Annotated in this window: 20 protein-coding genes and 1 riboswitch; of the genes, 8 read left to right on the forward strand and 12 right to left on the reverse strand. The window is 65.7% G+C overall.

Annotation, left to right across the window (positions count from 1 at the left end):
* The first annotated feature begins 58 nt into the window (after positions 1-58).
* On the forward strand, positions 59-955 hold the full coding sequence (locus HHL26_RS14700; RefSeq protein ID WP_066559327.1) for a DMT family transporter: 897 nt from the start codon (positions 59-61) through the stop codon (positions 953-955).
* A 3-nt stretch (positions 956-958) separates the two neighbouring features.
* On the opposite strand, the gene HHL26_RS14705 is transcribed toward HHL26_RS14700, so the two are convergent.
* Positions 959-1,243 (reverse strand): chorismate mutase, encoded by a 285-nt coding sequence (locus HHL26_RS14705; RefSeq protein ID WP_066559329.1) that lies wholly within the window; start codon positions 1,241-1,243, stop codon positions 959-961.
* 103 nt (positions 1,244-1,346) lie between these two features.
* Here HHL26_RS14705 and HHL26_RS14710 point away from each other — a divergent pair, with 103 nt between their 5' ends.
* The 4 genes from HHL26_RS14710 (at position 1,347) to HHL26_RS14725 (ending at position 6,102) form a co-directional block, all read left to right on the forward strand.
* Positions 1,347-2,375: a polyprenyl synthetase family protein gene (locus tag HHL26_RS14710; protein WP_066561905.1), complete on the forward strand. Its 1,029-nt coding sequence runs from the start codon at positions 1,347-1,349 to the stop codon at positions 2,373-2,375.
* Between the two features lie 88 nt (positions 2,376-2,463).
* Positions 2,464-3,243 (forward strand): TSUP family transporter, encoded by a 780-nt coding sequence (locus HHL26_RS14715; RefSeq protein ID WP_066559332.1) that lies wholly within the window; start codon positions 2,464-2,466, stop codon positions 3,241-3,243.
* Between the two features lie 41 nt (positions 3,244-3,284).
* Positions 3,285-5,765 (forward strand): ATP-dependent helicase HrpB, encoded by a 2,481-nt coding sequence (gene hrpB, locus HHL26_RS14720; RefSeq protein WP_066559335.1) that lies wholly within the window; start codon positions 3,285-3,287, stop codon positions 5,763-5,765.
* A 58-nt stretch (positions 5,766-5,823) separates the two neighbouring features.
* Positions 5,824-6,102: an ETC complex I subunit gene (locus tag HHL26_RS14725; protein WP_066559337.1), complete on the forward strand. Its 279-nt coding sequence runs from the start codon at positions 5,824-5,826 to the stop codon at positions 6,100-6,102.
* A 17-nt stretch (positions 6,103-6,119) separates the two neighbouring features.
* Here HHL26_RS14725 and HHL26_RS14730 read toward each other — a convergent pair whose 3' ends face one another.
* Positions 6,120-6,644: a Pycsar system effector family protein gene (locus HHL26_RS14730; protein ID WP_066559345.1), complete on the reverse strand. Its 525-nt coding sequence runs from the start codon at positions 6,642-6,644 to the stop codon at positions 6,120-6,122.
* Between the two features lie 110 nt (positions 6,645-6,754).
* Between HHL26_RS14730 and HHL26_RS14735 the strand changes: the two genes are divergently transcribed.
* The 3 genes from HHL26_RS14735 to HHL26_RS14745 all read left to right on the forward strand — a co-directional run bounded on the left by HHL26_RS14735 (position 6,755) and on the right by HHL26_RS14745 (position 10,423).
* Positions 6,755-6,997 (forward strand): acyl carrier protein, encoded by a 243-nt coding sequence (locus HHL26_RS14735; RefSeq protein ID WP_066559347.1) that lies wholly within the window; start codon positions 6,755-6,757, stop codon positions 6,995-6,997.
* 94 nt (positions 6,998-7,091) lie between these two features.
* Positions 7,092-8,309 (forward strand): aminotransferase class I/II-fold pyridoxal phosphate-dependent enzyme, encoded by a 1,218-nt coding sequence (locus HHL26_RS14740; protein WP_066559350.1) that lies wholly within the window; start codon positions 7,092-7,094, stop codon positions 8,307-8,309.
* A gap of 122 nt (positions 8,310-8,431) precedes the next feature.
* Entirely contained in the window at positions 8,432-10,423 is a 1,992-nt protein-coding gene (locus HHL26_RS14745) for an ATP-binding protein (protein WP_066559351.1), read from the forward strand.
* Here the strand turns inward: HHL26_RS14745 and HHL26_RS14750 are convergent.
* From HHL26_RS14750 to ftsA, 10 genes are all read right to left on the reverse strand, one after another.
* A complete protein-coding gene (locus HHL26_RS14750) occupies positions 10,380-11,261 on the reverse strand; it encodes a hypothetical protein (RefSeq protein WP_066559354.1) in 882 nt (293 codons plus the stop codon). The two genes, HHL26_RS14745 and HHL26_RS14750, sit on opposite strands and share 44 nt — an antisense overlap.
* A gap of 52 nt (positions 11,262-11,313) precedes the next feature.
* The gene (locus HHL26_RS14755; RefSeq protein WP_066559357.1) at positions 11,314-11,970 is read right to left on the reverse strand and encodes a DUF938 domain-containing protein; all 657 of its coding nucleotides are present in this window, start codon (positions 11,968-11,970) and stop codon (positions 11,314-11,316) included.
* Positions 11,967-13,538: an aminomethyl-transferring glycine dehydrogenase subunit GcvPB gene (gene gcvPB / locus HHL26_RS14760; protein ID WP_066559360.1), complete on the reverse strand. Its 1,572-nt coding sequence runs from the start codon at positions 13,536-13,538 to the stop codon at positions 11,967-11,969. The genes HHL26_RS14755 and gcvPB overlap by 4 nt, the downstream gene beginning before the upstream one ends.
* Positions 13,535-14,893, reverse strand: a complete 1,359-nt coding sequence (gene gcvPA / locus HHL26_RS14765; RefSeq protein WP_066559362.1) for an aminomethyl-transferring glycine dehydrogenase subunit GcvPA — start codon at positions 14,891-14,893, stop codon at positions 13,535-13,537. The genes gcvPB and gcvPA overlap by 4 nt, the downstream gene beginning before the upstream one ends.
* Positions 14,894-14,946: 53 nt before the next feature.
* Positions 14,947-15,318 (reverse strand): glycine cleavage system protein GcvH, encoded by a 372-nt coding sequence (gene gcvH / locus HHL26_RS14770; protein WP_066559365.1) that lies wholly within the window; start codon positions 15,316-15,318, stop codon positions 14,947-14,949.
* Positions 15,319-15,342: 24 nt separating this feature from the next.
* The gene (gene gcvT, locus HHL26_RS14775) at positions 15,343-16,494 is read right to left on the reverse strand and encodes a glycine cleavage system aminomethyltransferase GcvT (RefSeq protein WP_066559367.1); all 1,152 of its coding nucleotides are present in this window, start codon (positions 16,492-16,494) and stop codon (positions 15,343-15,345) included.
* Positions 16,495-16,671: 177 nt separating this feature from the next.
* Positions 16,672-16,771, reverse strand: a riboswitch (glycine riboswitch).
* 88 nt (positions 16,772-16,859) lie between these two features.
* Positions 16,860-18,017 (reverse strand): deoxyguanosinetriphosphate triphosphohydrolase, encoded by a 1,158-nt coding sequence (locus HHL26_RS14780; protein WP_066559368.1) that lies wholly within the window; start codon positions 18,015-18,017, stop codon positions 16,860-16,862.
* Between the two features lie 89 nt (positions 18,018-18,106).
* Positions 18,107-19,855, reverse strand: coding sequence for an SPOR domain-containing protein (locus HHL26_RS14785; RefSeq protein ID WP_206377483.1), 1,749 nt, complete (start codon positions 19,853-19,855; stop codon positions 18,107-18,109).
* 220 nt (positions 19,856-20,075) lie between these two features.
* On the reverse strand, positions 20,076-21,530 hold the full coding sequence (ftsZ, locus tag HHL26_RS14790; protein ID WP_066559375.1) for a cell division protein FtsZ: 1,455 nt from the start codon (positions 21,528-21,530) through the stop codon (positions 20,076-20,078).
* A 110-nt stretch (positions 21,531-21,640) separates the two neighbouring features.
* Positions 21,641-22,927, reverse strand: a complete 1,287-nt coding sequence (gene ftsA, locus HHL26_RS14795; protein WP_066559376.1) for a cell division protein FtsA — start codon at positions 22,925-22,927, stop codon at positions 21,641-21,643.
* Positions 22,928-22,930 lie beyond the last annotated feature (3 nt).

A 22,930-nucleotide genomic window follows, 5' to 3' on the forward strand; every position in this document is an offset into this window, starting at 1 on the left:
AATGGCTTGCATTGGCCAAAACTCGACAACCGAGTGCCATTAGGCCAAAGGCGCGGACATGATTGCCGCCCTCGCCTCCCTTCTCTTCATTCTCATTTGGTCGACCGGCTTCATCGTCGCACGGGCCATGGTGCCCCACGCTGCGCCGGAGTTGATCCTTGCCCTGCGGCTGACGCTGACGACTCTGCTGCTGGCAGGGGCCGCGCTTTGTGCACGGCAAGCCCTGCCTCGCGGGCGGCGGTTGACGCTGCACTTGGCGGCTGGGGCGATGCTGCACGGCTTCTATCTGACGCTCAGTTGGTGGGCAGTGAACAACGGCATGCCCGCCGGAGTCATGGCGTTGCTGGGGGCGCTGCAACCGCTGATGGTCGCGGTGGCGAGCGTCGCCTTTCTGGGGGATCGGTTACCGCCCCGCGCCTGGACCGGGCTGGCAATCGCGATTCTTGGGGTCGGCTGCGTGCTGCTTCCCGCGATCGGGCGGGCGGGCGCGGGATCGATCACGATATGGCCTGCGTTTGCGGGGATGGTGGCGGTGCTGGGCATGGCGGGCGGCACGCTGATCCAGCGCGGGGCGATTGCCGGCGATGGCATCGCGATTTCAGGCGCGGTGCAGAATGCGGGCGGCGCGCTGGTCGCGCTGATGGCGGCGCTGATCGTAGGCGAATATCGTTGGGATGGAAATCCCATCCTCTGGCTGGGTCTGGGCTGGTCGGTGCTGGGCCTGTCGGCGGGTGGACTGTCGCTGCTGGTGTGGCTGGTGCGGCATCAGGGGCCGACGCGCATGTCTATGCTGTTGCTGCTGGTGCCGCCGCTCGCCGCCATCGAGGCTTGGCTGCTGTTCGGGGAGCGGCTGGGGCCGGTGCAGCTCATCGGCTTCGCTTTGGCGCTCGGCGGGGTGATGCTGGGCCGATCGACACGGCCCGCGCGCGGCCAGGAAATCACCGAACCGGCCTGACGCTCAGCCCTGCTGTTCGCGCAGACGCTCATGGTGCCGGATCACCTCATCGATAATGAAGCGCAGGAATTTTTCCGTGAAGTCGGGGTCCAGATTAGCGTCGGTCGCAAGTTGGCGCAGACGCGTGATCTGGCGTTCCTCCCGGCCCGGATCGGCGGGGGGCAGGTCGTGGGTCGCCTTGTGCTCACCCACCGCCTGGGTGATCTTGAACCGCTCGGCCAGCATGAAGACCAGCGCCGCGTCGATATTGTCGATGCTCTCGCGATAGCGCTTCAAAGTCTCGTCCACTGTGGTCCTCCGATCAATTGGGAGGCTTTTTGCCGCTTCCGCACGCCCGCGCAAGCTATTCCCGCTTGCCTTTAGCATTTTGGCCCGCCACATGGCGCTTGTCATGACAGCATCCGCCACCGGCAATGTCCATCCCATCGGCCGCGCCAACAGCGCGCCTTCGCTCGCCCCCATGATGGCGCTGGTCGCTGAGGGCATGAATCAGGTCAATGCCGTCATCCTGGACCGGATGCAGTCGCGCATTCCGCTGATCCCCGAACTGGCGGGCCATCTGATCGCAGGCGGCGGCAAGCGGATGCGGCCGATGCTGACCCTCGCCTGCGCCGATCTGGTCGGCTATGCCGGGTCGCGCCATTACAAACTGGCCGCCGCCGTCGAGTTCATCCACACCGCGACCCTGCTGCATGACGATGTGGTCGACGGGTCGGGGCTGCGCCGGGGCCGCAAGACCGCCAATATCATCTGGGGCAACAGCGCCAGCGTGCTGGTGGGCGATTTCCTCTTCTCCCGCTCCTTCGAGCTGATGGTCGAGGCGGAATCGCTCAAGGTGCTGAAGATCCTCTCCAACGCCTCTGCCGTGATCGCGGAGGGCGAGGTCAACCAGCTCACCGCCCAGCGCAAGATCGACACCAGCGAAGAGCAATATCTCGACATCATCGGCGCCAAGACCGCCGCCCTGTTTGCCGCCGCGTGCCGGATTTCCGCCGTGGTGGCCGATCGCAACGAGGCCGAGGAGCAGGCGCTCGACGTCTATGGCCGCAATCTGGGCATCGCCTTCCAGCTGATCGACGACGCCATAGACTATGAGTCGGACGGCGCGACCATGGGCAAGGATGCGGGAGACGATTTCCGCGATGGCAAGGTGACGCTGCCGGTGATCCTGGCCTATGCGCGCGGTTCGGACGAGGAACGCGCCTTCTGGAAGGCCGCGATCGCGGGCAACCGGGTGAGCGACGAGGATCTCGCTTATGCGACCGGCCTGCTGCGCAAGACGGGCGCGATTGCGGACACGCTGGCGCGGGCGCGGCATTATGGCCAGCGGGCGATCGACGCGCTCGGCATGTTCGACAACGGCAAGGCCAAGGCAGCGCTGACCGAAGGGGTCGAGTTCGCGATTGCGCGAGCCTATTGAGGGAACAGGCGCTCGGTTCGTTTGATTTCGGTGTTCCTGCGAAGGCAGGAGCAGCGAATATTCTCCTCCAATCAGCGCATTTCCGCCCATGATCCCCTCTCCCGAAACCATCGCCTTTCTGATGGCCGCCGCGCTGATGGCGGGATGCATCGACGCGATGGCGGGCGGCGGCGGGCTGATCGCCCTGCCCGCCTTGCTCGCCGCCGGGATCCCGCCCGTACCGGCCGTCGCGACCAACAAGCTGCAATCCTCGCTCGGCACGTTCGGCGCCTGCATCGCCTATGCGCGGGCAGGGCATATGGACCTCAAGGCCTATCGCTGGCCGCTGATCGCCGCCTTTGTTGGCTCGGCGGGCGGGGCATGGCTGTTGCAGCGGGTCGACCCGTCCATCCTCGCCGGACTAATGCCCGCGCTGCTGATCGCGCTGGCGGCCTATTTCACCTTTTCGCCCAAGATCAGCGAAATGGACCGGCACCAGCGGGTCGGCGTGGTGGCGCTCAGCCTGCTGATCGGCGCGATCGGCTTTTACGACGGCTTTTTCGGGCCGGGCGCTGGGGCGTTCTACACCACTATCTTCATCGCTTTGGGCGGCCTTGGCCTTGTCCGCGCAACGGCGCAGACCAAGGCGGCCAATTTCGCCAGCAACCTGGCCGGGCTGCTCATCATGATCGCGGGCGGGCATGTGATCTGGATCGTCGGCCTCGCCATGGCGGTGGGCAGCATCACCGGCGGGCAGATCGGATCACGCCTGGCGATGCGCTTCGGCAGCCGGTTGATCCGGCCGCTGCTGATCATCATGTCGCTGGCGCTCACCGCCAAGATGCTGCTGGACCCCAAGAACCCGATCCACGCGCTGCTGTTCGGCTGAATCATTGCGTTGAGGCGCGAATGGCGCGAGAGGGGGCAGCGATGACCGCCCTGCCGATCCCCTTGCCGATCCATGCCGTCCTGCCCGACCTGCTCGCCACCTTGCGCAAAGGCAGCAATGCCGTGCTGGTGGCGCCGCCGGGCGCGGGCAAGACGACGGCCGTGGCCCCCGCCCTGCTGAACGAGCCATGGTGCACGGGCCAAGTCCTGCTGCTGTCCCCCCGACGGCTGGCCGCGCGCGCGGCGGCGGAGCGGATTGCCGAGTTGATGGGCGAGGATGTGGGCGGCACGGTCGGCTATGCGACGCGCCTGGATTCGAAGGCCTCCAAGGCCACAAGGCTGCTGGTGCTGACCGAAGGCATTTTCGTCCGGCGAATTCAGGATGATCCCGAGCTTTCAGGCGTCTCCGCCGTCCTGTTCGACGAAGTGCATGAGCGCAGCCTGGACAGTGATTTCGGACTGGCCTTGGCCCTTGATGCCCAGGGCGCGCTGCGGCCCGACCTGCGGATCGTGCCCATGTCCGCAACGCTGGACGGGGCGCGTTTTGCCGCGCTGTTGGACGGCGCTCCGGTCGTGGAGAGCGAAGGCCGCATCCAGCCGCTGGCGCTGCGCCATGTCGGGCGCGCCGCCGAAAAGCGGATCGAGGATGAGATGGCGGCGACCATCCGCCGGGCGCTGAGCGAGGAAGCCGAGGGCGATCTGCTCGCCTTCCTGCCCGGCGTTGCGGAGATCGAGCGGACGGCGGAGCGGCTGGAGGGCGCAGGCGTGGAAGTCCACAAGCTGCACGGATCGCTCGACCCGGCGGCGCAGCGGGCGGCGATCCGGCCTTCGCGGGAGGGGCGGCGGAAGGTCATCCTCGCCACCTCCATTGCGGAAACCAGCCTCACCATCGACGGCGTGCGGATCGTCGTCGATAGCGGGCTGGCGCGACGCCCGCGCTACGACCGGGCGGCGGGCGTCACGCGGCTAGTGACGGAGCGGGCGAGCCAGGCGGCGGCGACCCAGCGCGCCGGTCGCGCTGCGCGGCAACGGCCCGGCGTCGCCTATCGCCTGTGGGAAGCGGCGGCGACGGCGGGCATGCCGCCCTTCGACCCGCCGGAGATATTGGAGAGCGACCTTTCCAGCCTGATCCTCGACTGCGCGCTGTGGGGCGTGAGCGATCCGGCGGAGCTGCGCTGGCTGGACGCGCCGCCGGGCGCTGCGGTGGCGGAAGCGCGCAAAAGGCTGACCGTGCTGGAGGCGTTGGACGCGGACGGGCGAATCACCGCGCATGGCAAGGCGCTGGCGAAGCTGCCGCTGGAGCCGCGCATCGGCCATATGCTAGTGCGGGCTGGCGAAATGGGGCTGGCGGACATCGCGGCGGAGGTCGCCGTGCTGCTGGGCGAGCGGGGAGTTGGCGGACAGGACGTCGACCTGTCGCAGCGGCGCATGCGCTGGCGGCGAGAAAGCGGGAAACGGGCCGACGCGGCGCGGGCCATGGCAAAGCGCTGGAGCAAATTAGCTCCCCTCCCGCTTGCGGGAGGGGTCGGGGGAGGGAATGTCGGCGTAGGAGAGGGCCATGAAACCGGCCTCGCGCTTGCCCTCGCCTTCCCCGACCGCGTGTCCAAGCGCCGCTCCGCCGACGGCGCGGATTGGGCCAGCGTCGGCGGGCGCGGCTTCCGGCTCGATCCGCTCAGCCCGCTTGCCCGAGAGGAATGGCTGGCGGTCGGAGAAGTCCAGGGCAGCGCAGCAGGCGCTCGCATCCTGTCCGCCGCGCCGATCAGCGAGGCGGAGGTCATCGCCCTGTTCGGCGCTCGCATCGCGGAGCATCGCACGGTGCGCTTCCGCCCGGCCAATGGAGGGATCGAGGCGCTGCGGGAACGGCGGCTGGGCGCGGTCAGGCTATCCTCCGGCTCCGACGACCGCCCCGATCCGGAAGCGGTAGTCACCGCCCTGACCGAAGGCGTGGGGCAAGGCGGGCTGGACCTGCTCCCCTGGTCCGAAGCGGCGTGCTCGCTCAGGATGCGGGCGGATTTTGCTGGGGTGGAGGCGCTGTCCGACGCCGCGCTGATGGAGACGCTGGACGAATGGCTGCCGCCGCTGCTGCAAGGCAAGCGCCGCCTGTCCGACATCGACCGCTCGCAGCTTTCCGGCGTCCTCGAAGGCCTGATCGGCTGGGACGGCAAGCAACAGATCGACCGGCTCGCCCCGCCCGATTTCCGTTCGCCCGCAGGCAGCGCCCATGAAATCGACTATGCCGCCGAAGGGGGACCGCGTGTCGAACTGCGCGTGCAGGCGCTGTTCGGCCTGGAGGAGCATCCGGTGGTCGGCAGCCAGCGCACTCCGCTGGTCCTGTCGCTCACCTCGCCAGCAGGCCGCCCGATCCAGACCACGCGCGACTTGCCCGGCTTCTGGGCGGGAAGCTGGAGCGCTGTGGCCAAGGAAATGCGCGGGCGCTATCCTAAGCATCCCTGGCCCGATGATCCGGCAGCGGCCAGCGCCACTTTGCGCACGAAACGCGCCGATGCCAAGGGGAAGCCTTGACTTGGGTCCGTTCGCTGGTGCAACGCAGCGCCATATTCCCTCAGGAGTCTTTATCGCGATGAGCGCGCGCATCTATCAGATCCAGAAGAACGCCCTGCAATCCGGCAAGGCGCTGACCCGTAAATGGGTGCTGGAATATGCGCCCGCCGAAGCGAAGAAGCCCGATCCGCTGACCGGCTGGGCCGGGTCCGGCGATACGAAGCAGCAGATCATGCTGAGCTTCCCCTCGCAAGAAGCGGCGCGCGCCTATGCGGAGCGGGAGGGCATTGCTTATACGGTGATCCCGACAGCGCCGAAGACGTTGAAAATTCAGGCCTACGCGGACAATTTCAGGTAATTTTCTGGCGCGCGCATTCAATGCCACGCCAGCGCCAAATCGGCCACCAGCGCCGCAAAGCTCGCCACCACGCCAATCAGAAACAAGCGGTACGCATAACCCAGATAGCGATATTTCCGCCGCTGGAGCACCTGCCCATTCTGGTACATGTCACGTAGCATCGCCCGGCACAGCGCATCGTCATCCGCGACGAGCGCCATCATCCGCTCGCTGAACTCGGCCTCGCTGAGACTGGTGAAGATGCCGAAGAACAGCAGATTGTCACTCTCCTCCACTTGCCCCAACGGCCGCCCGACGCTCGGCAACACCGCGAGAATCGCGCAGGTCGCGGCCAGAAACACGCCCACCGCCAGCACCGCCACCGGCCACACCAGCGCGCCCGACCGCAATTGCGCGACGCACAGGGTGAAGATCACCATCGAAGCGCCGATCAGCATGTTCGCCTTCTGATCGGCCATCTGGCTCAGTTGCATATTGGTCTGCACCGCCGTGCGCAGCAGGTGGATCGCATTGGGCACCGGAGCATTAACCGCGTCCATCATCTTCCCCTCCCCTTTTTCGCGACACTCATGCCCGATTGCCGCCTTATTCCCTTGCCAAAGAGTGACGCTTGAGGGCAAAAGCCGCTCTTTCACGGAAAGCACCACGGATAATGACGGATCGCCAGCAGATTTTCGACAGCGTTTTGAGCCAGATCGCGCCTTTCAACAAAAAGGGCGCGGACCTGACCGAAGCCACCACTTTCGCGGGCGATCTGGAGTGGGACAGCTTGACCGTGATGGACTTCGTCGCCGCGATCGAGGACGAATTCGACATCATCATCACCATGAACATGCAGGCAGAGATCGAGACCATCGGCCAGCTCGTGGAAGCCGTGGCGAAGCTTAAGGGCTGAAGCCGGCTATACTGATCCTTGGCGCTGGCGACGGCGCCCGCATATTCGCTTAGCGTCCGGTTCTGCCCCGGACCAACGGCTATTGGGACCACATATGACGACCGAAACCCGTGACCTCTTCTCCAAATTCGACCCTTTGATCGCTGAGCGCGAGGCGCTGCTGGCTACCGGCGTGCGCGATCCCTTCGCGATCGTGATGGACGAGGTGAAGTCACCGACCCAGGCGGTCATCAAGGGCAAGGACACGATCCTGCTCGGCACCTATAATTATATGGGCATGACCTTCGATCCGGACGTGGTCGCGGCGGGCAAGAAGGCGCTGGACGAATTCGGCGCGGGCACGACCGGCAGCCGCGTGCTGAACGGCACCTATCAGGGGCACAAAGAGGTCGAGGACGCGCTCAAGGAGTTTTACGGCACGTCCGGCGCTATGGTCTTTTCGACCGGCTATCAGGCGAATCTGGGCATGATCTCCACGCTGGCGGGCAGGGGCGATTACGTCATTCTCGACGCCGACAGCCATGCCTCCATCTATGACGGCTGCTTCCTGGGCGATGCGGAAATCGTCCGCTTCCGCCACAACAGCGTCGAGGATCTGGACAAGCGTCTTGGCCGCCTGCCCGCCGACGCGCTGAAGCTGGTGGTGCTGGAGGGCGTCTATTCGATGCTGGGCGATGTCGCTCCGCTGCCGGAGATGGTCGCGGCGGTGCGCAAGCATCCCAATTGCATGATCCTGGTCGACGAAGCCCATGGCATGGGCTTTTTCGGCCCCAATGGCCGTGGCGTCTATGAAGAGCAGGGCGTGGAAAAGGACGTCGATTTCGTCGTCGGCACCTTCTCCAAGTCGGTCGGCACGGTCGGCGGCTTCTGCGTCTCCAACCATCCGAAGTTCGAGGTGCTGCGCCTCGTCTGCCGTCCCTATGTCTTCACCGCCTCGCTGCCACCCAGCGTCGTCGCCACGGCCGCGACCTCCATCCGCAAGCTGATGCATGCGGGCGAGAAGCGTGCCCATCTGTGGAAGAACAGCCAGCGGCTGCACAAGGGGCTTCAGGACCTCGGCTTCAGGCTCGGCACGGAAACCCCGCAATCCGCGATCATCGCGGTGATCCTGACCGACCAGACCCAGGCGGTGGCCATGTGGCAAGCGCTGCTGGAACTGGGCCTCTACGTCAACATGGCGCGTCCCCCGGCGACCCCGGCGGGGACCTTCCTGCTGCGCTGTTCGCTCTGCGCCGAACATAGCGACGAACAGGTGGGCCAGATCATTGCGATGTTCGAAGCGGCAGGCAAGGCCACGGGCGCCATCGGCTGATCGCGCCTTCATCTCGACCGCACGACCGGACGGGCATTTAACGCGACGTATTTTCACGCGAAATCGGAACTTTCCACCTGTGGCATTTCTCGCTTAATATTGTTCGTCTAGTGTAACTGTCGATGGCGGACGGGTTTTTCATGGATGAACAGGTGACCGGGTGGCGAGCGATCACAGCCCGCTTCCTGCCGCTGGTGCTGGTCGTTCTGCTGGTCGGGTCGCTCGGCATATTGCTGTACAGCGCCAGCCACGCCGCGCGCGACCATGAGCGCGCGCTGAAGGAACAGCGCCGCAGTTTCGAGACCATTGCCCTCGCCCGCGCTTTCGAGGCCAAAACCGCAAGGGCGGAGGTGACTCTGGCCCGCTATGTCATTAGCCTCGACCCCGATACGGGCCGGCTGTTCCAGGATCAGTGGCGCACCGCCGCAAGCCAGCTCAAGACCCTGAACTATACCACCCGCCATTCCGACTGGCAGCGCGGCAACGTACTGGCGCTGCAGGCGGCGTTCGACCAACGGGGCAAGACGTTGAGCGAGATCGGGCTGCGCACCACCTATGATCAGAAGGTAGGCGCACTCGCCCAGTTCCATCAGGCGGGCAAATCGCGGGACCTGATGCGCATCACCGCCCTGCTGGACCGGGTCATCCAGGCGGAAAATGCCCGGTTGCAGGAACGCAGCGAAGCCGTGTCGCTGGCCGGGGACCGCAATGCGTGGTTCGGCAAGACCTCGCAACTTTTCGGCCTGGTGCTGCTGGTCTGCGTGCTGTTCGCGCTGTGGTTTGCCAATGCCGCCTATAGCGAGCGGCGCAATGCGCGGCGGCAGGCTGAGAATGAAGGCGAGCGCGCCGACCGGCTGGAAGCGGCGGTCGCCGCGCGCACGGCCGAACTGTCCGACGCCTATGAGCAGCTCAAGAAGCAAACCACCGAGCGCGCCGCCGCTGAGGAAAATCTGCGCCAGATGCAGAAGATGGACGCCGTGGGCCAGCTCACCGGCGGCATCGCCCACGACTTCAACAATATGCTGGCGGTGGTGGTCGGCGGGCTGGAACTGGCCAAGCGCAAGCTGCGCCTGAAACCGCAGGAGGCGAGCCGCCACCTCGACAATGCGATGGAGGGGGCCAATCGCGCCGCCGCCCTCACCCGCCGCCTGCTGGCCTTTGCCCGATCCGAACCGCTATTGCCCAATGCGGTCGATCCCGATGCGTTGGTGGCGGGCCTCTCGGATCTGATCGACCGGTCGATCGGTGATCAGATCACCATGGCCTTCGAAAAGGAAGCGCAAGGCTGGCGGATCTTCGTCGACCAGCATCAGATGGAAAATGCGATATTGAACCTGTGCGTCAATGCGCGGGATGCGATGGATGGACGCGGCCGCTTGGTCATCAGGACCGGTCGCGCCCAACTCGCGCCCCAGGAGATCGGGGAATGCGCGGGCGGCGAATATGTGATGCTGAGCGTCAGCGACGATGGCTGCGGCATGACGCCCGAAATCCTCTCCCGCGTGTTCGAACCCTTTTTCACGACCAAGCCGGTCGGCAAGGGCACGGGCCTGGGCCTCAGCCAGATTTTCGGCTTCGTGCATCAGAGCGAGGGCGAGATCCGCATCGAATCCGAACCCGGTCAGGGCACCAGCGTCCACATCTACCTGCCCCGCCATATCGGCGCGGAGGGTGAGGATGCGGTCGACGCGCATGCCCCCGACCGGGAACCTGTCCTGCATCCGCCGACGCGCATCCTGGTGGTGGAGGACGATCCCCGCGTCCTCAACCAGACGATGGCGGCGCTGGCGGAACTTGGCCATCTGCCGGTGGCGTGCGACCATCCTTCAAAGGCGGCGAAGCTGCTGACCAGCCATCGCGACATCGGCCTCATCATGAGCGACGTGCTGATGCCCGACATGACCGGGCCGGAAATGATCCGCACCCTGCCCGCCGGCTGTGCGCATCTGCCGGTGCTGTTCGTCACCGGCTATGCGGGCGATACCATCGAAAGCGCGGATTTTGCGGGGCATGAAGTGCTGCGCAAGCCTTATACGCTAACGGGCTTGGCGCAGGCGCTGTCCCACGCGCTCAACGGATCGCACCACCCCGGAACAGCCGCGGCAGCAGAGTGAGCGCGCCGATCAGCGGCCAGCGCCGCTGCCAGGGCTTGATCTCGATTTGCGTGCCCGCGTGACGGTTGATCTTCCAGGCGAGATAATCGATGCCGCCCGCATAAGTGAAGCTGGCCTTGGCGAGACGGATGACGGAGAGCCATTTGCCCCGCCTTTGCAGCTGCCGCCAGCGGATAGCCGCCTGATCCGGCGCGAGCGATGGCGGAAGTCCCTGCGCCAGCGCAGCCTCCCCAAAGCGGCGATAGCGATCAGGATCGGCGTCGACGATGGAGAAAGAACGGCCTTTCCGCTCCGCGCGCAACTCCGCCCCATAGGTCAGCGTGAAGCCTGTCTTCCAGAGCGACAATGCATCCTGCTCCTCCGCCATCGGACGGGCGAGCGACAGCAGTGTCGGGGTGGCGCTGGCGACGGCACCGATGGCGCGCTGACGGGCGAGGTCGTCCGCTGCCCAGAGCAGCCGCGCCGGCTGGGCGAAACGCGCCCAGACCGAGACATTGTCGGCGGCCGGACTGTTCAGCCGCGCAAAATCCGCCTCCGACAGCACGGCATATTTGGCGATCAGGCCGTTATGCTCGAACGGGAACACATTGGGCGGAATCAGCCGGTTGGCGGTCGCGAGCCAGCGCTTTCCATAGGCGGTGCGATAGTCCGACACGATCAGATAGAAATCCAGCATCAACCCGTCGAGATTCTTCTCCCGCAGGCAGGAACCGTAGAAGAGCACGGCACGCGAGGCATGGGGGTATTTGGCCGCCAAAGCGCCAGCCATGGCAGCCGCTCGCGGATCGGCGGGGCCGGCGAGTTCGGCGGTGACGAGGGAGAGGAGAGTTTCGGGCATCGGTCCTGCTGGGCACTTCGCGCTCCTGCTTTCGCAGGCACGCGCCGGTCTTTCAATCCCGCCGTTTAAATAGCAACGACAGGTTGTTGGCAGGCATTTCCACAAGGCGGTCGAAGCGCAGCCCTTGGGCATCGGCGGCGGCGATCACATCCTCGACGCGGCGCAGGCCCCATTGCGGGTCGCGGGCCTTGAGCGAAGCATGGAATGCCAGATTGCTGGGCGCGGTTTCCACATCGTCACGCAGATAGGGACCGTAGAGATAAAGCAAGCCCTCGGGAGGCAAGCATGCCCCTGCCCCACGCAGCAGCCCGAGCGTCGCGATCCAGGGGGAGATGTGGACCATATTGATGCAGAGGATCGCGTTGGCGCGATCCACCGGCCAAGGCGCAGCAGCGTCGAGCCGGATCGGCGTGCGGAGATTGGTAAGGCCCGCTTCCTGACGCCACGCCTCGATGGATGCCAGCGCTGCCGGATCGGGATCGCTCGGTTGCCAATCGAGATCGGGCAAGGCTGCGGCGAAGTGGATCGCATGTTCGCCGCTGCCGCTCGCCACCTCCAGCACGAGGCCGGAGGATGGCAGTTCTTCGCGCAGCAGGCCAAGAATGGCGTCGCGGTTGCGCTCCGTGGCGGGAGCATAGCGCCTGAGATCGCCGCTGCCCGCTGCAACCGGGCCGGAACCGGGTTCCCACGGCTCCGGCTGGTCCGTCATTCGGCGGCCTGCGCCAGCGTGGGTTCGCTCCAGGTCAGGACCGGCTTGCGCGCTGCCAGCGTCTCATCAAGGCGGCGGCGCGGGGCGAAATAGGGCGCGCCCTTCAGCGCTTCATCGCCCGCCTTGGCGCGTTCCGCCAGGCTGCGCAGCGCCATGATGAACTGGTCGAGCGCGGCCTTGCTTTCCGTCTCGGTGGGTTCGACCAGCATCGCGCCATGGACGACCAGCGGAAAATACATGGTCATCGGGTGGAAGCCCTCGTCGATCAGCCCCTTGGCGATGTCGAGCGTGGTGAAGCCCTCGGCCAGCCCCTTGTCGCTGAACAGAGCCTCATGCATGCAGGGGCCGCTGCCGCCGAACGGCGCGTCCAGCACATCGTCCAGGCTGCGCAAGATGTAATTGGCGTTCAGCACCGCGTCACTCGCCACCTGGCGCAGACCGTCCGCGCCGTGGCTGAGGATATAAGTCAGCGCGCGGGTGAACATGCCCATCTGGCCGTGGAAGGCGACCATGCGGCCGAAGCTGCTGGCATGATGCTCCCCGGCCGTCTCTTCCTCGACCAGCGCGAAACCATTGCCCTGCTTTTCCACAAAGGGCAGCGGCGCGAAGGGGGCGAGCGCTTCCGACAGCACCACCGGGCCGGAACCCGGACCGCCGCCGCCATGGGGCGTGGAGAAGGTCTTGTGCAGGTTGATGTGCATGGCGTCGACGCCCAGGTCGCCGGGACGGACCCGGCCGACAATGGCGTTGAAGTTCGCACCGTCGCAATAGACGAAGGCTCCGGCGGCGTGGACCGCGTCGGAGATCGTCTTCATGTCGCGCTCGAACAGGCCGCAGGTGTTGGGGTTGGTGATCATCACCGCCGCGACGTCAGGGCCAAGGCGGGCCTTCAAGGCTTCCAGATCGACGCGGCCGTCCGGGGTCGCCGGAATATCCTCGACCTTGTAGCCGCAAAAAGCGGCGGTGGCCGGATTGGTGCCATGGGCGCTTTCCGGGACGAGGATGACGCTGCGGGCGTCGCCACGGGCTTCCAGCGCGGCGCGGATCGCCAGCAGGCCGCACAGCTCGCCATGCGCGCCTGCCTTGGGGCTCATCGCGACCGAATGCATGCCAGTCAGCTTTATGAGCCATTCGGCCAGTTCATGGATCACCGCCAGCGCGCCCTGCACCGTCGATTGGGGCGCAAGCGGGTGGAGATCCGCGAAACCGGGCATCCGCGCGACCTTTTCGTTGAGGCGCGGATTATGCTTCATCGTGCAGGAGCCAAGCGGGAACAGGCCAAGGTCGATGGCGTAATTCTGGCGGCTGAGGCGCGTATAATGGCGCACCGTTTCCTGTTCCGACAGGCCCGGCAGGCCGATGCCGTCCGTGCGGGCGAGATTGCCCAGGCGGCTGGCGACCTTCGGCGCTTCCGCGAAGTCGACGCCGGTGGTGTCGGTCGAACCGATCTCGAAGATCAGCGCCTCCTCCAGCATCAGCGCGCGGTTGCCCGTGGCGGTTGCGGGGGCCGTGTCGGCTTCGTCCAAGGCTTGCGGCGCGGTGGGGCGGCCTTCCTTCAGCATGGTCATGCCAGTTCCTCCTCAAGTGCCTTGGCAAAACTCTCGATATCCTCCGGCGTCACGGTTTCGGTGACGGCGACGACGAGGCCGTGGCCGATATCCGGCGCATCCGGGAACAGGCGGCCCAGCGACACGCCGCCCAGCACGCCCTTGTCGGCAAGGGTGCGAACGATTTCGCGGGCGTCCTTCGACAGAACCAGCGTGAACTCATTGAAGAAGCTGTCGTTGAGCAGCTTCACGCCCGGCACCTGCGCCAAACGGTCGGCCGCCTGACAGGCAAGCCCATGGTTGAGCGTGGCGAGTTCGCGCAAGCCCTTCTCGCCCAGCAGCGTCATGTGGATGCTGAACGCCAGCGCACAGAGGCCGGAATTGGTGCAGATGTTCGACGTCGCCTTTTCGCGGCGGATATGTTGCTCGCGGGTCGATAGGGTCAGCACGAAGCCGCGCTTGCCCGCCGCGTCCACCGTCTCGCCGCAGAGGCGGCCCGGCATCTGGCGGACATATTTCTGCTTGCACGCGAACAGGCCCAGATAAGGCCCGCCAAATTGCAGGCCGACGCCGATCGACTGGCCTTCACCCACCACGATGTCCGCGCCCATATGGCCCGGCGCCCGACAAGCGCCCAGCGCAACCGGCTCCGTCACGACGGCAACCAGCAGCGCGCCCGCCGCATGGGCAGCGTCCGCGAGCGGGGCCAAGTCAGCGATGCGGCCGAGAATGTCGGGATATTGGACGACGACGCAGCTCGTATCCTTGTCGATCCTGGCGATCAGCGCATCGATGTCCGTGACGGCGTCCAGGGTCGGCGCTTCATGCACCAGCGCGTCGCCGGTGAACTTCGCCATGGTGTTGGCGACCGAGACATAATGGGGATGCAGGCCGGAGGAGAGGATCGCCTTGCCCCGCTTGGTGATGCGGCGGGCCATGCCGATCGCCTCCCAGCAGGCGGTCGAGCCGTCATACATGGACGCGTTGGCGACATCGCAGCCGAGCAGGCGCGCCACCTGCGTCTGGAATTCGAACAGCACCTGGAGCGTGCCCTGAGCGATTTCCGGCTGATAGGGCGTATAGGCGGTCAGGAACTCGCCGCGCTGGATCAGATGATCGACGCTGGCGGGGACATGATGCCTGTAGGCGCCTGCGCCCAGGAAGAAGGGCGCCTCCCCTGCCGACAGATTTTTCCGCGCCAGGGCCGCCATGTGGCGCTCGACCGCCAGCTCGCTGGCATGATCGGGCAGGCCTGCGATCTTGTCGGAAAGCCGGGCTTCGGCGGGGACGTCCACGAACAGGTCATCGATGGAGGTCGCGCCGATGACAGACAGCATCTCCTGCCGGTCGGTGTCGGTAAGGGGTAGGTAGCGCATGATGTTTTCCTGCGGGCGTCATCCCCGCCTTCGCGGGGATGACGATGATAAGATCAGAGCGAGGCCACGAACTTCTTGTAAGCGGCTTCGTTCATCAGGCCTTCCAGCTCGCTCGCATCGGCAATGCGCAGCTTGAAGAACCAGCCGTCTTCCTCGGCGTCGCTGTTCACCAGCGCGGGTTCATCCTCCAGCGCGCCGTTGGTCTCGACGACTTCGCCGGAGATCGGCGCATAGACGTCCGAAGCGGCCTTGACCGACTCCACGACGGCGGCGTCGTCGCCCTTTTCGAAGCTGGTGCCTTCGGCGGGCAGTTCGACGAACACGATGTCGCCCAACTGTTCCTGCGCATAGTCGGTGATGCCGACGGTGGCGATTTCGCCCTCGACATCGATCCATTCATGTTCGTCGGTGAAATAACGGCTCATGGATTTACTCCCCTCGGAAAACAGTCAAGCCTTGCGGCGGTAACGGTGCGGCACGAACGGCATCGGCGCGACGGTGGCGGCGATGCGCTTGCCACGCACCTCGATCTCCAGCGCTTCGCCCAGCCCGGCATGGGGCAGGCTGACCCAGCCCATGGCGATCGGCGCGCCCACGGTCGGCGCGAAGCCGCCCGACGTCACCTCGCCCACCAGCACGTCGCCGGCATAGATCGCCGCGCCTTCACGCGCAGGCAAGCGGCCTTCGATCTTCAGGCCCACACGCTTCGAACCCGGCCCGTCGGCCAGTTCCTTCATCACGCGGGCATGGCCGATGAAGCCGCCTTCCTCGCGGCGGCGCTTCTGGATGGCGAAGCCCAGATCCGCGCCGATGGTGCTGACGGCGGGCGTCAGATCGTGACCATAGAGCGGCAAGCCCGCCTCCAGCCGCAACGAATCCCGCGCACCAAGACCGATCGGCTTCACCTGCGGCAGTTCGCACAGCGCCTCCGCCAGCAGCGCCGCATCCTCGGCGGGAACGCTGATCTCGAAGCCGTCCTCGCCGGTATAGCCCGAACGGCTGATCCATAGCGACACGCCGCGCCAGGTGAACGGGCCGGACTGCATGAAGATCAGCTCGGCGGTTTCAGGAATGAGCGCCGCCAGCGCCTCGCCCGCTTCCGGGCCTTGCAGGGCCAGCAGAGCCTGCTCGTCCATATGATTCATGACGACCTCATCGGGCAGATGCTCGATCATCCAGCCGATATCGTCATATTTGGTCGCGCCGTTGACGACCATATAGATGGCCGCGCCATCAAAGGCGTCGCCGCCAAGGCGCGAGACCATCAGATCATCGAGAATGCCGCCCTCTTCGTCCAGCAGCATCGAATAGCGCTGGCGGAAGGGTGTCAGTCCCTTGATGTCGCTCGGCAGCAGATGCTCCAGCGCCTCGTCCACGCCCTCGCCGGAGAAGGTGAGCTGACCCATATGGCTGACGTCGAACAGCCCGGCATGCTCGCGCGTCCAGGCATGTTCGGCCATGATGCCTTCATATTGGATCGGCATGTGATAGCCGGCAAAGCCGACCATTCGCGCACCCCTGCCACGATGCCAGGCATCCAGCGGCAGATCCTGCAGCGGCAATTCTTCTTCGAGATGAGCGATGTCGTCATTGCCGGACATGGGAGGTGGCCTTTCCGTACGAGTTACAGGCGACACACGCAGGCGTCCGGAGTCGGACCCATCGCGTCTGCCACCCCCTCTGTCACGGAACCTGAGAGCTTTGACCACCGGCCAATCGACCGGATGGCTTACCCCTTCGGTGGGACGGCGTTAAACCGTCCGCTTTCCAGAGTGCCTGCCCATGATGCGGTCCTTTGGCCTGAGAGATTCCGGGGCGGTTGCTCCTTCGGCGATGGGGTGGCCTGAAAGGCTTCCCATGCTCTCCCGCATCAAGTCCGGCGCCGAATCCTCGGCAACGGAGACCTCTTCGCATTGCGTCAAACGCGCCCCGGCGTCAATCGGGCAATCGGAGAGTATGAGCGGTTTTAGGCAATCTCCAGCCTGCCGAAGATTTCCGCATGGCGCTTTTCCGCATAACGATCGGTCATGCCGGCGATGAAATCCGCGATGTGGCGGCTGCGCTGCGGTTCGGACGAGACGCAATCGTCGCGCCATTCCTCGGGCATCAGCTTCGGATCGGCCTGATAGGCGCGGAAGAGGTCGATGACGATCACCCTCGCCCGGTCGGCCGCCGCAAGCTGCGTGGGATGGTGGTAGAGCGTGGCGTACATGAAACGCTTGAGTTCGCGCTCCTGCGCCGCCAGTTCGGGCGAGAAGGCGACCAGCGTGCGTCCAGCCCCACGGACATCGTCGACCGTTTTCACGCCGGCGTCCGCGATATTGGCCCGGGTAGCGGCGATCAGGTCGTTCGCCATGACCCCGATCTGCTCACGCACCAGTTCGCGCAGCAACCGGTCCTGGGGCACGTCGGGATAACGGACGCGAACGCGATCCCAGCAGATCCTGACCAGCGGAATGGTCAGCAACTGGTCCAGGCTCAGCAATCCGGCGCGCAGGCCGTCATCGATGTCGTGATTGTCATAGGCGATGTCGTCCGCGATCGCCGCCAACTGCGCCTCCAGCGAGGCATGGCTCGCAAGGTCGAGCGGAAACAGCGCGTCCACCTCTTGCATCGCCCAGCCGGGACGGGTGATCGGGCCATTATGCTTGGCCAGCCCCTCCAGCATTTCCCAGCTCAAATTCAGCCCCCGGAACAGCGGATAGGGGCTTTCCAGCAGCATCAGCGTGCGCAACGTATGGGCATTGTGATCGAAGCCGCCATGATCGTCGAGCGCCGCCTCCAGCGCATCCTCGCCTGCATGGCCGAAGGGTGGATGGCCGATGTCATGGGCGAGGCAAAGCGCCTCAGTCAGATCTTCGTTGAGGCCCAGGGTCCGCGCCGTGGTGCGGCCGATCTGCGCGACCTCCAGACTATGGGTCAGGCGGACGCGGAAATGATCGCCGTCGGGGGAGACGAACACCTGCGTCTTGTGCCGCAGGCGGCGGAAGGCGATGCTATGGATGATCCGGTCGCGGTCGCGCTGAAACACGTCGCGGGGGCCGCGCATCTCGCCGCCGGGTTCGGCGTGGAGGCGGCCCCGGCTCTTGCCGGGGTGCGATGCATAGGAAGCAAGCAGCGTCATGCCGCGCCCTTTAAAGCTGTTTCCCGTAATTGGCTACGCCGGCCTCGCGGTTCCGAGTCTCCAGATGGTCCATCCGACCTGAAATCGCTCTACTTGGCCGGGAGCTGTTCAACGACCTCCCCGGCATCGCTTTTCCAGGCAAACACGTCCGCCCCTGCCGATTTGAGCTTGTCCGCCAGCGCCTTGGCGCGGGCGAAGCTGCTGAACGGTCCGACCAGCAGGCGGTTGGTTCGGCCCCAGCCCGCGACCCAGGCATCCTGGGGTTCGAGCGAGTCATATTTCTTGCGTAGCCCCTTCATGGTGAAGGCCAGCGCACCCTTGTTCGCTCCCGTACCCACCTGAAGCCAGTTGCGCGAGGGATTGGCGGCAAGGCGCGCCTTTTCCTCGGCGGCCTTCTTCTTTTCTTCTGCCAGTTGCTTCGCCTTGGCGTCTGCTTCCGCCTTTGCCTTGGCGGCAGCGGCCTTCTTCGCCTTTTCCGCGGCAACAGCGGCGGCGGTTTCGCGTTCGGCGCGGCGGGCTGCCTGCATCTGCGCGATTTCGGAAAGGTCCACCGCGACGACGCTCGATTGGCGTTCGGATTCCGGCACGTCGATGGCGTGGATGATGTCGGCCAGCGACCGGGTCACGGCGGGGTCGATCTGCGGCTGGGGCGCGGTTGCCGGAGGCGCGGCTTCAGCCATAGCGGCAGGAGGGGTGGCTGGCGGAGTAGGTGCGGGCGCCGGGACGGGCGCGCTCTGCGGTTGTGGCACGGGCGAACGAGGCACGGACGCCTGCGCCAGCGTGATCGCGTTGAGCTGACTGGCCGATGGGCTGGCGGGCGTGGCAGGCTGGGCCGGGACAGACTCGAAACCGGGCGCCGGTGGACCCTGCACATTCGCGGCAGGAATGGTGGCCTGTTGTGCTGCGCGGGGCGCAGCCTGAGGTGTGGAAGCGGGCGCCTGCGCTGGTCGAGCGGCGGCTTCCCGTGTCGGCGCAGGCTGATAGGAAGGCGGCGCGGCGACCGGACGAGGCGGCCCTTCCGCCTGGGCGAGCGTGGCGCTGCCCGCCCCATTGCGGCGCGAACGATCCTGCCGTCCGGCCTTGGCAGCTTGCGGCGTCTCGGCAACCGGCGGCCTGGCGGTTGACGCCGCTGACGCAAAGGCTGGCGGCGTCGGCGTCACGGCGGCGATGGTCGTGCCGACATTGGCCGGGAAATGCCCGAAATGCACGGCCGCCGCTTTCTGGGCCGCCGTCAGATAGGGCATTTTCTGCATATAGGGCAGGATCGCCGTGGCGAGTTGCGACGGCATGGTCTGCTCGGCAATCTTCTTCGCGTCGGCCTGCCGGTTGTTCATCGCCAGGATGAAGGCGCGGTAGCGCCAGGCGGCACGGTCGCTCTTGTAAAGCAGCGGTTTCAGCACCCGTTCCGCCGCATCCACCTGCCCCGATATGCCAAGGGACGCCGCGTAGCGATGGGTCAGTTCCACATCATCGGGCGTCCGCTGGAGCGCCGCCTGATAATCGCGCTGCGCCCCGGCCTGATCGCCGGTCATGTCCTTGGCAAGGCCGCGATCGGACAGCAGCACCACTTCGGAATAGCCCAGCCGCGTTGCCTGATCGAACAGGCGCAGCGCCTCGCCCGGATTCTGGTTCTTGAGCATCACCCGGCCAAGGCCCGCCTTCACCTTGCCATTATTCGGCTGGAGCATGTCGGCGCGCGCGAAAAAGCCCGCCGCCGCACGCGCGTCGTCCATGTCGAGCGCCGCCTCGCCCGCGCCGATCAGCGCTGCCACATCGCGCGGATTGGACGCCAGACGCGCGAGATTAGTGTTGAGATTTTCCGCGCTGGAAGGGCGCATCCCCTGCACCTGAGCCGGTTGCGCCAGAATTGGTTGTGCTGGCGCGAGGCCCGCTAAAAGCAGCCCGCCCAGAATCCATATGTCATAACGTCTCACAGGCAGCCCTTTAGCGGAAGGAAGCGGGGCAAGGGAATATGTCGAAAGAAAAAGCGCGCCCGGTTGCCCATGGCAGCCGATAGCGCGCTTGTCCTGCTGAGGCGGGGCCGAAGCCCGCGTCCGATTACTGGTTGCTCTGACGGTTCAGGAAACGCGGAATATCCGGAGTCGGCGCGCCATCATCGCTGGCCGCGGCGCCCTTGTCCGCGCCACGGGTAAGACCCGCCATCCGCTCGAACAGCGTCCCGCCGGTGGCGACACGCGGAGCCGCCTGCGGCGCGGGGGCCGGAGCCGGCTTGGCTTCGGCTTCCTCAGCGCCTAGCAGCAATTCGTCTTGCGAGGGGTCTTCATCCGAGAAGACGGCGGCCGGACGCGTCGGCGTGAAAGGCGCAGGCTTGGGCTGTTCCGCGACCGGCGGGGTCAGCGGCGCAGGGGCAGGCGCCGCAGGCACGTCCAGTTCCAGCGTTTCAGGTTCCGGCTCGGGCGCGGCGGCCGGCGCAGGGGCCGGAACCGGCTGCGGCGCGGACCTGGACGCGGCGGCAGTCGGCACAGCGACGGCCGGACGGCTGGCGAAGCTGAACGGCTGCGTCAACGGCGCGGCAGCGGCGCCTGCATCGCTGTCGATGCCGGTGGCGACCACCGACACGCGGATCTTGCCGTTCAGATTGTCGTTGAACGCCGAACCCCAGATGATGTTGGCATCCGGATCGACCAGCTCGCGGATATGGTTGGCGGCTTCGTCCACTTCCATCAGGCGCATGTCGTCGCCGCCGACGATGGAGACGATGACGCCCTTCGCGCCACGCATCGACACACCGTCGAGCAGCGGGTTGGCGATCGCCTTTTCCGCCGCCTGGAGCGCGCGGCCGTCGCCTTCGGCCTCGCCGGTGCCCATCATCGCCTTGCCCATCTCGCCCATGACCGAGCGGACGTCGGCAAAGTCGAGATTGATGAGGCCCGGCATGACCATCAGGTCGGTGATGCCGCGAACGCCCTGCTGCAACACCTCGTCCGCCATCTGGAAGGCTTCCTTGAAGGTGGTGTTCGGGTTGGCGATCAGGAACAGATTCTGGTTCGGGATGACGATGAGGGTATCGACATGCTTTTGCAGTTCCTCGATGCCGCTTTCCGCCGACTTCATGCGGCGGTTGCCCTCGAAGGTGAAGGGCTTGGTCACGACGCCGACAGTCAGAATGCCGCGATCGCGCGCAGCCTTGGCGATGACGGGAGCAGCGCCTGTGCCGGTGCCGCCGCCCATGCCGGCGGCGATGAAGCACATATGCGCGCCGTCCAGAGCCTGCTCGACCGAAGCGATGGTTTCCTCAGCCGCTGCCTTGCCGATTTCGGGGCGGGAGCCTGCGCCCAGGCCTTCGGTGATCTGCGGACCAAGCTGGATGCGCCGTTCCGCGGGCGAGGCGTTCAGCGCCTGCGCATCGGTATTGGCGACGATGAAATCAACGCCCTCGACCGAGGCGGCGATCATGTTCGCGATGGCGTTGCCGCCCGCGCCGCCGACGCCGATCACCGCGATGCGTGGCTTCAACTCGTCCACATGCGGTGGGCTGATTTCAATGCTCATAAATTCTAGCTCCCTCCAGCTTCGGTGACGTGAGCGAAACTGTCATCGAAGGTTAATGCAACAGATGATGGCGTAATTCACCAGTAAATTTCGCCTGACTTCACTTTATTTCAATAGTTCGTCTTCATGGCTTTGACCATTCTTTGCCACCAGGCAGGCGCACCGATACGATGAACCGTCTGAGAGGCAGGCGCTATCGTTCTAAGATCAACCGGGTTCGAAGCGCCGTAAAGCGCAAGACCGGCCAAAGTCGCAAAGGCCGGACCGCTATGCGCCTCGGGCAAGGCGGCGAGGCCACGGGGCCGCCCGATGCGCACGGCGCGCCCTAAAGCACCCTGGGCATAGTCGGCAATGCCCTTCATTTCGGCGCCGCCGCCGGTCAGCACCACTTGCCGCCCCGTGGGCGTGTTGAAACCCATGCCGGCGAGCGCGGCGTTCACCTCGACCATGATCTGGTTCAGCCGCTCGCAGATCACCGCCACCAGCGCGGCGCGAGTGATCTTGCCGCCATCGGCGTTGGGACCGGCGCTCTGGCCGGGAATGGCGACATCGCCATGGGGCGCGGCGATCTCGATCATGTCCCGGAAATCGCGGCGATTCTGCATGGCGGAGCCGTAGAAGCATTTGATCCGCTCCGCCTGGCTGCGGCGGATACCGAAGGCGGAAGCGATGTCGTCGGTGATATCCGACGCGCCGATGGGAATGCTGTGCAGGCCGACCAGCATGCCACCCGCATAAAGCGAGACATTGGTGACGCCCGCACCCAATTCGACCAACGCGACGCCCAAGTCCCTCTCCTCTTCGGACAGGCAGGCCAGGCCGGTGGCAATAGGCGAAGCGACGATGCTGTTCACATTGAGATAAGCCCCTCGAACGCACAGGTCGAGATTGGCCAGCGGCGCGCCATCGGCCAGCACCACATGGATATCGACGCCCAGCAGGTCGGCATGCATGCCCAGCGGCTTCTTCACCGGCACGCGGCCATTGATGGTGAAACAGGTCGGCTGCGCGTGCAGAACCACGCGCCCTTCGGGATCGATGCCCTGCTGGCCGGTGGTAAGCAGGTCATCGATATCGGCCTGCTCGACGCGATATCCGCCCATGTCGCGCTCGACCGTGACGACGTCGCTGACGAGAGAGCCACCCGAAAAGCTGACCCAGACATCCTCGATATTCGTGCCCGCCACGCGCTCGGCCTGCTCGACCGTTTCACGCACGGCCAATTCTGTCCGCTCCATGTCGGCAATGAAGCCGCGCCGCACGCCCCGGCTTTCGCGTTGGCCCGTCCCCAAAATCGCCAGTTCGCCATTTTCGGTGCGCCCCGCGATCAGCGCGGACACCTTCCACGATCCGATATCGATCGCGGTGACGAACTTTTCGACCTTGGGTTGAGCCATGGA

Origin of the sequence: Sphingobium sp. TB-6 (assembly GCF_012927365.1) — a bacterium.
Classification (GTDB): domain Bacteria; phylum Pseudomonadota; class Alphaproteobacteria; order Sphingomonadales; family Sphingomonadaceae; genus Sphingobium.

Bases quoted from the DNA above. Each gene is read 5' to 3' on its own strand.
- HHL26_RS14710 (WP_066561905.1), top strand. From the start codon at position 1,347: ATGACAGCATCCGCCACCGGCAATGTCCATCCCATCGGCCGCGCCAAC.
- HHL26_RS14740 (WP_066559350.1), top strand. From the start codon at position 7,092: ATGACGACCGAAACCCGTGACCTCTTCTCCAAATTCGACCCTTTGATC.
- HHL26_RS14750 (WP_066559354.1), bottom strand. From the start codon at position 11,261: ATGCCCGAAACTCTCCTCTCCCTCGTCACCGCCGAACTCGCCGGCCCC.
- HHL26_RS14785 (WP_206377483.1), bottom strand. From the start codon at position 19,855: ATGCGCCCTTCCAGCGCGGAAAATCTCAACACTAATCTCGCGCGTCTG.
- gcvPB (WP_066559360.1), bottom strand. From the start codon at position 13,538: ATGACCATGCTGAAGGAAGGCCGCCCCACCGCGCCGCAAGCCTTGGAC.
- ftsZ (WP_066559375.1), bottom strand. From the start codon at position 21,530: ATGAGCATTGAAATCAGCCCACCGCATGTGGACGAGTTGAAGCCACGC.
- HHL26_RS14735 (WP_066559347.1), top strand. From the start codon at position 6,755: ATGACGGATCGCCAGCAGATTTTCGACAGCGTTTTGAGCCAGATCGCG.
- gcvPA (WP_066559362.1), bottom strand. From the start codon at position 14,893: ATGCGCTACCTACCCCTTACCGACACCGACCGGCAGGAGATGCTGTCT.
- HHL26_RS14780 (WP_066559368.1), bottom strand. From the start codon at position 18,017: ATGACGCTGCTTGCTTCCTATGCATCGCACCCCGGCAAGAGCCGGGGC.
- gcvT (WP_066559367.1), bottom strand. From the start codon at position 16,494: ATGTCCGGCAATGACGACATCGCTCATCTCGAAGAAGAATTGCCGCTG.
- HHL26_RS14715 (WP_066559332.1), top strand. From the start codon at position 2,464: ATGATCCCCTCTCCCGAAACCATCGCCTTTCTGATGGCCGCCGCGCTG.
- HHL26_RS14700 (WP_066559327.1), top strand. From the start codon at position 59: ATGATTGCCGCCCTCGCCTCCCTTCTCTTCATTCTCATTTGGTCGACC.
- ftsA (WP_066559376.1), bottom strand. From the start codon at position 22,927: ATGGCTCAACCCAAGGTCGAAAAGTTCGTCACCGCGATCGATATCGGA.
- HHL26_RS14725 (WP_066559337.1), top strand. From the start codon at position 5,824: ATGAGCGCGCGCATCTATCAGATCCAGAAGAACGCCCTGCAATCCGGC.
- HHL26_RS14755 (WP_066559357.1), bottom strand. From the start codon at position 11,970: ATGACGGACCAGCCGGAGCCGTGGGAACCCGGTTCCGGCCCGGTTGCA.
- HHL26_RS14730 (WP_066559345.1), bottom strand. From the start codon at position 6,644: ATGATGGACGCGGTTAATGCTCCGGTGCCCAATGCGATCCACCTGCTG.
- HHL26_RS14745 (WP_066559351.1), top strand. From the start codon at position 8,432: ATGGCGGACGGGTTTTTCATGGATGAACAGGTGACCGGGTGGCGAGCG.
- gcvH (WP_066559365.1), bottom strand. From the start codon at position 15,318: ATGAGCCGTTATTTCACCGACGAACATGAATGGATCGATGTCGAGGGC.
- hrpB (WP_066559335.1), top strand. From the start codon at position 3,285: ATGACCGCCCTGCCGATCCCCTTGCCGATCCATGCCGTCCTGCCCGAC.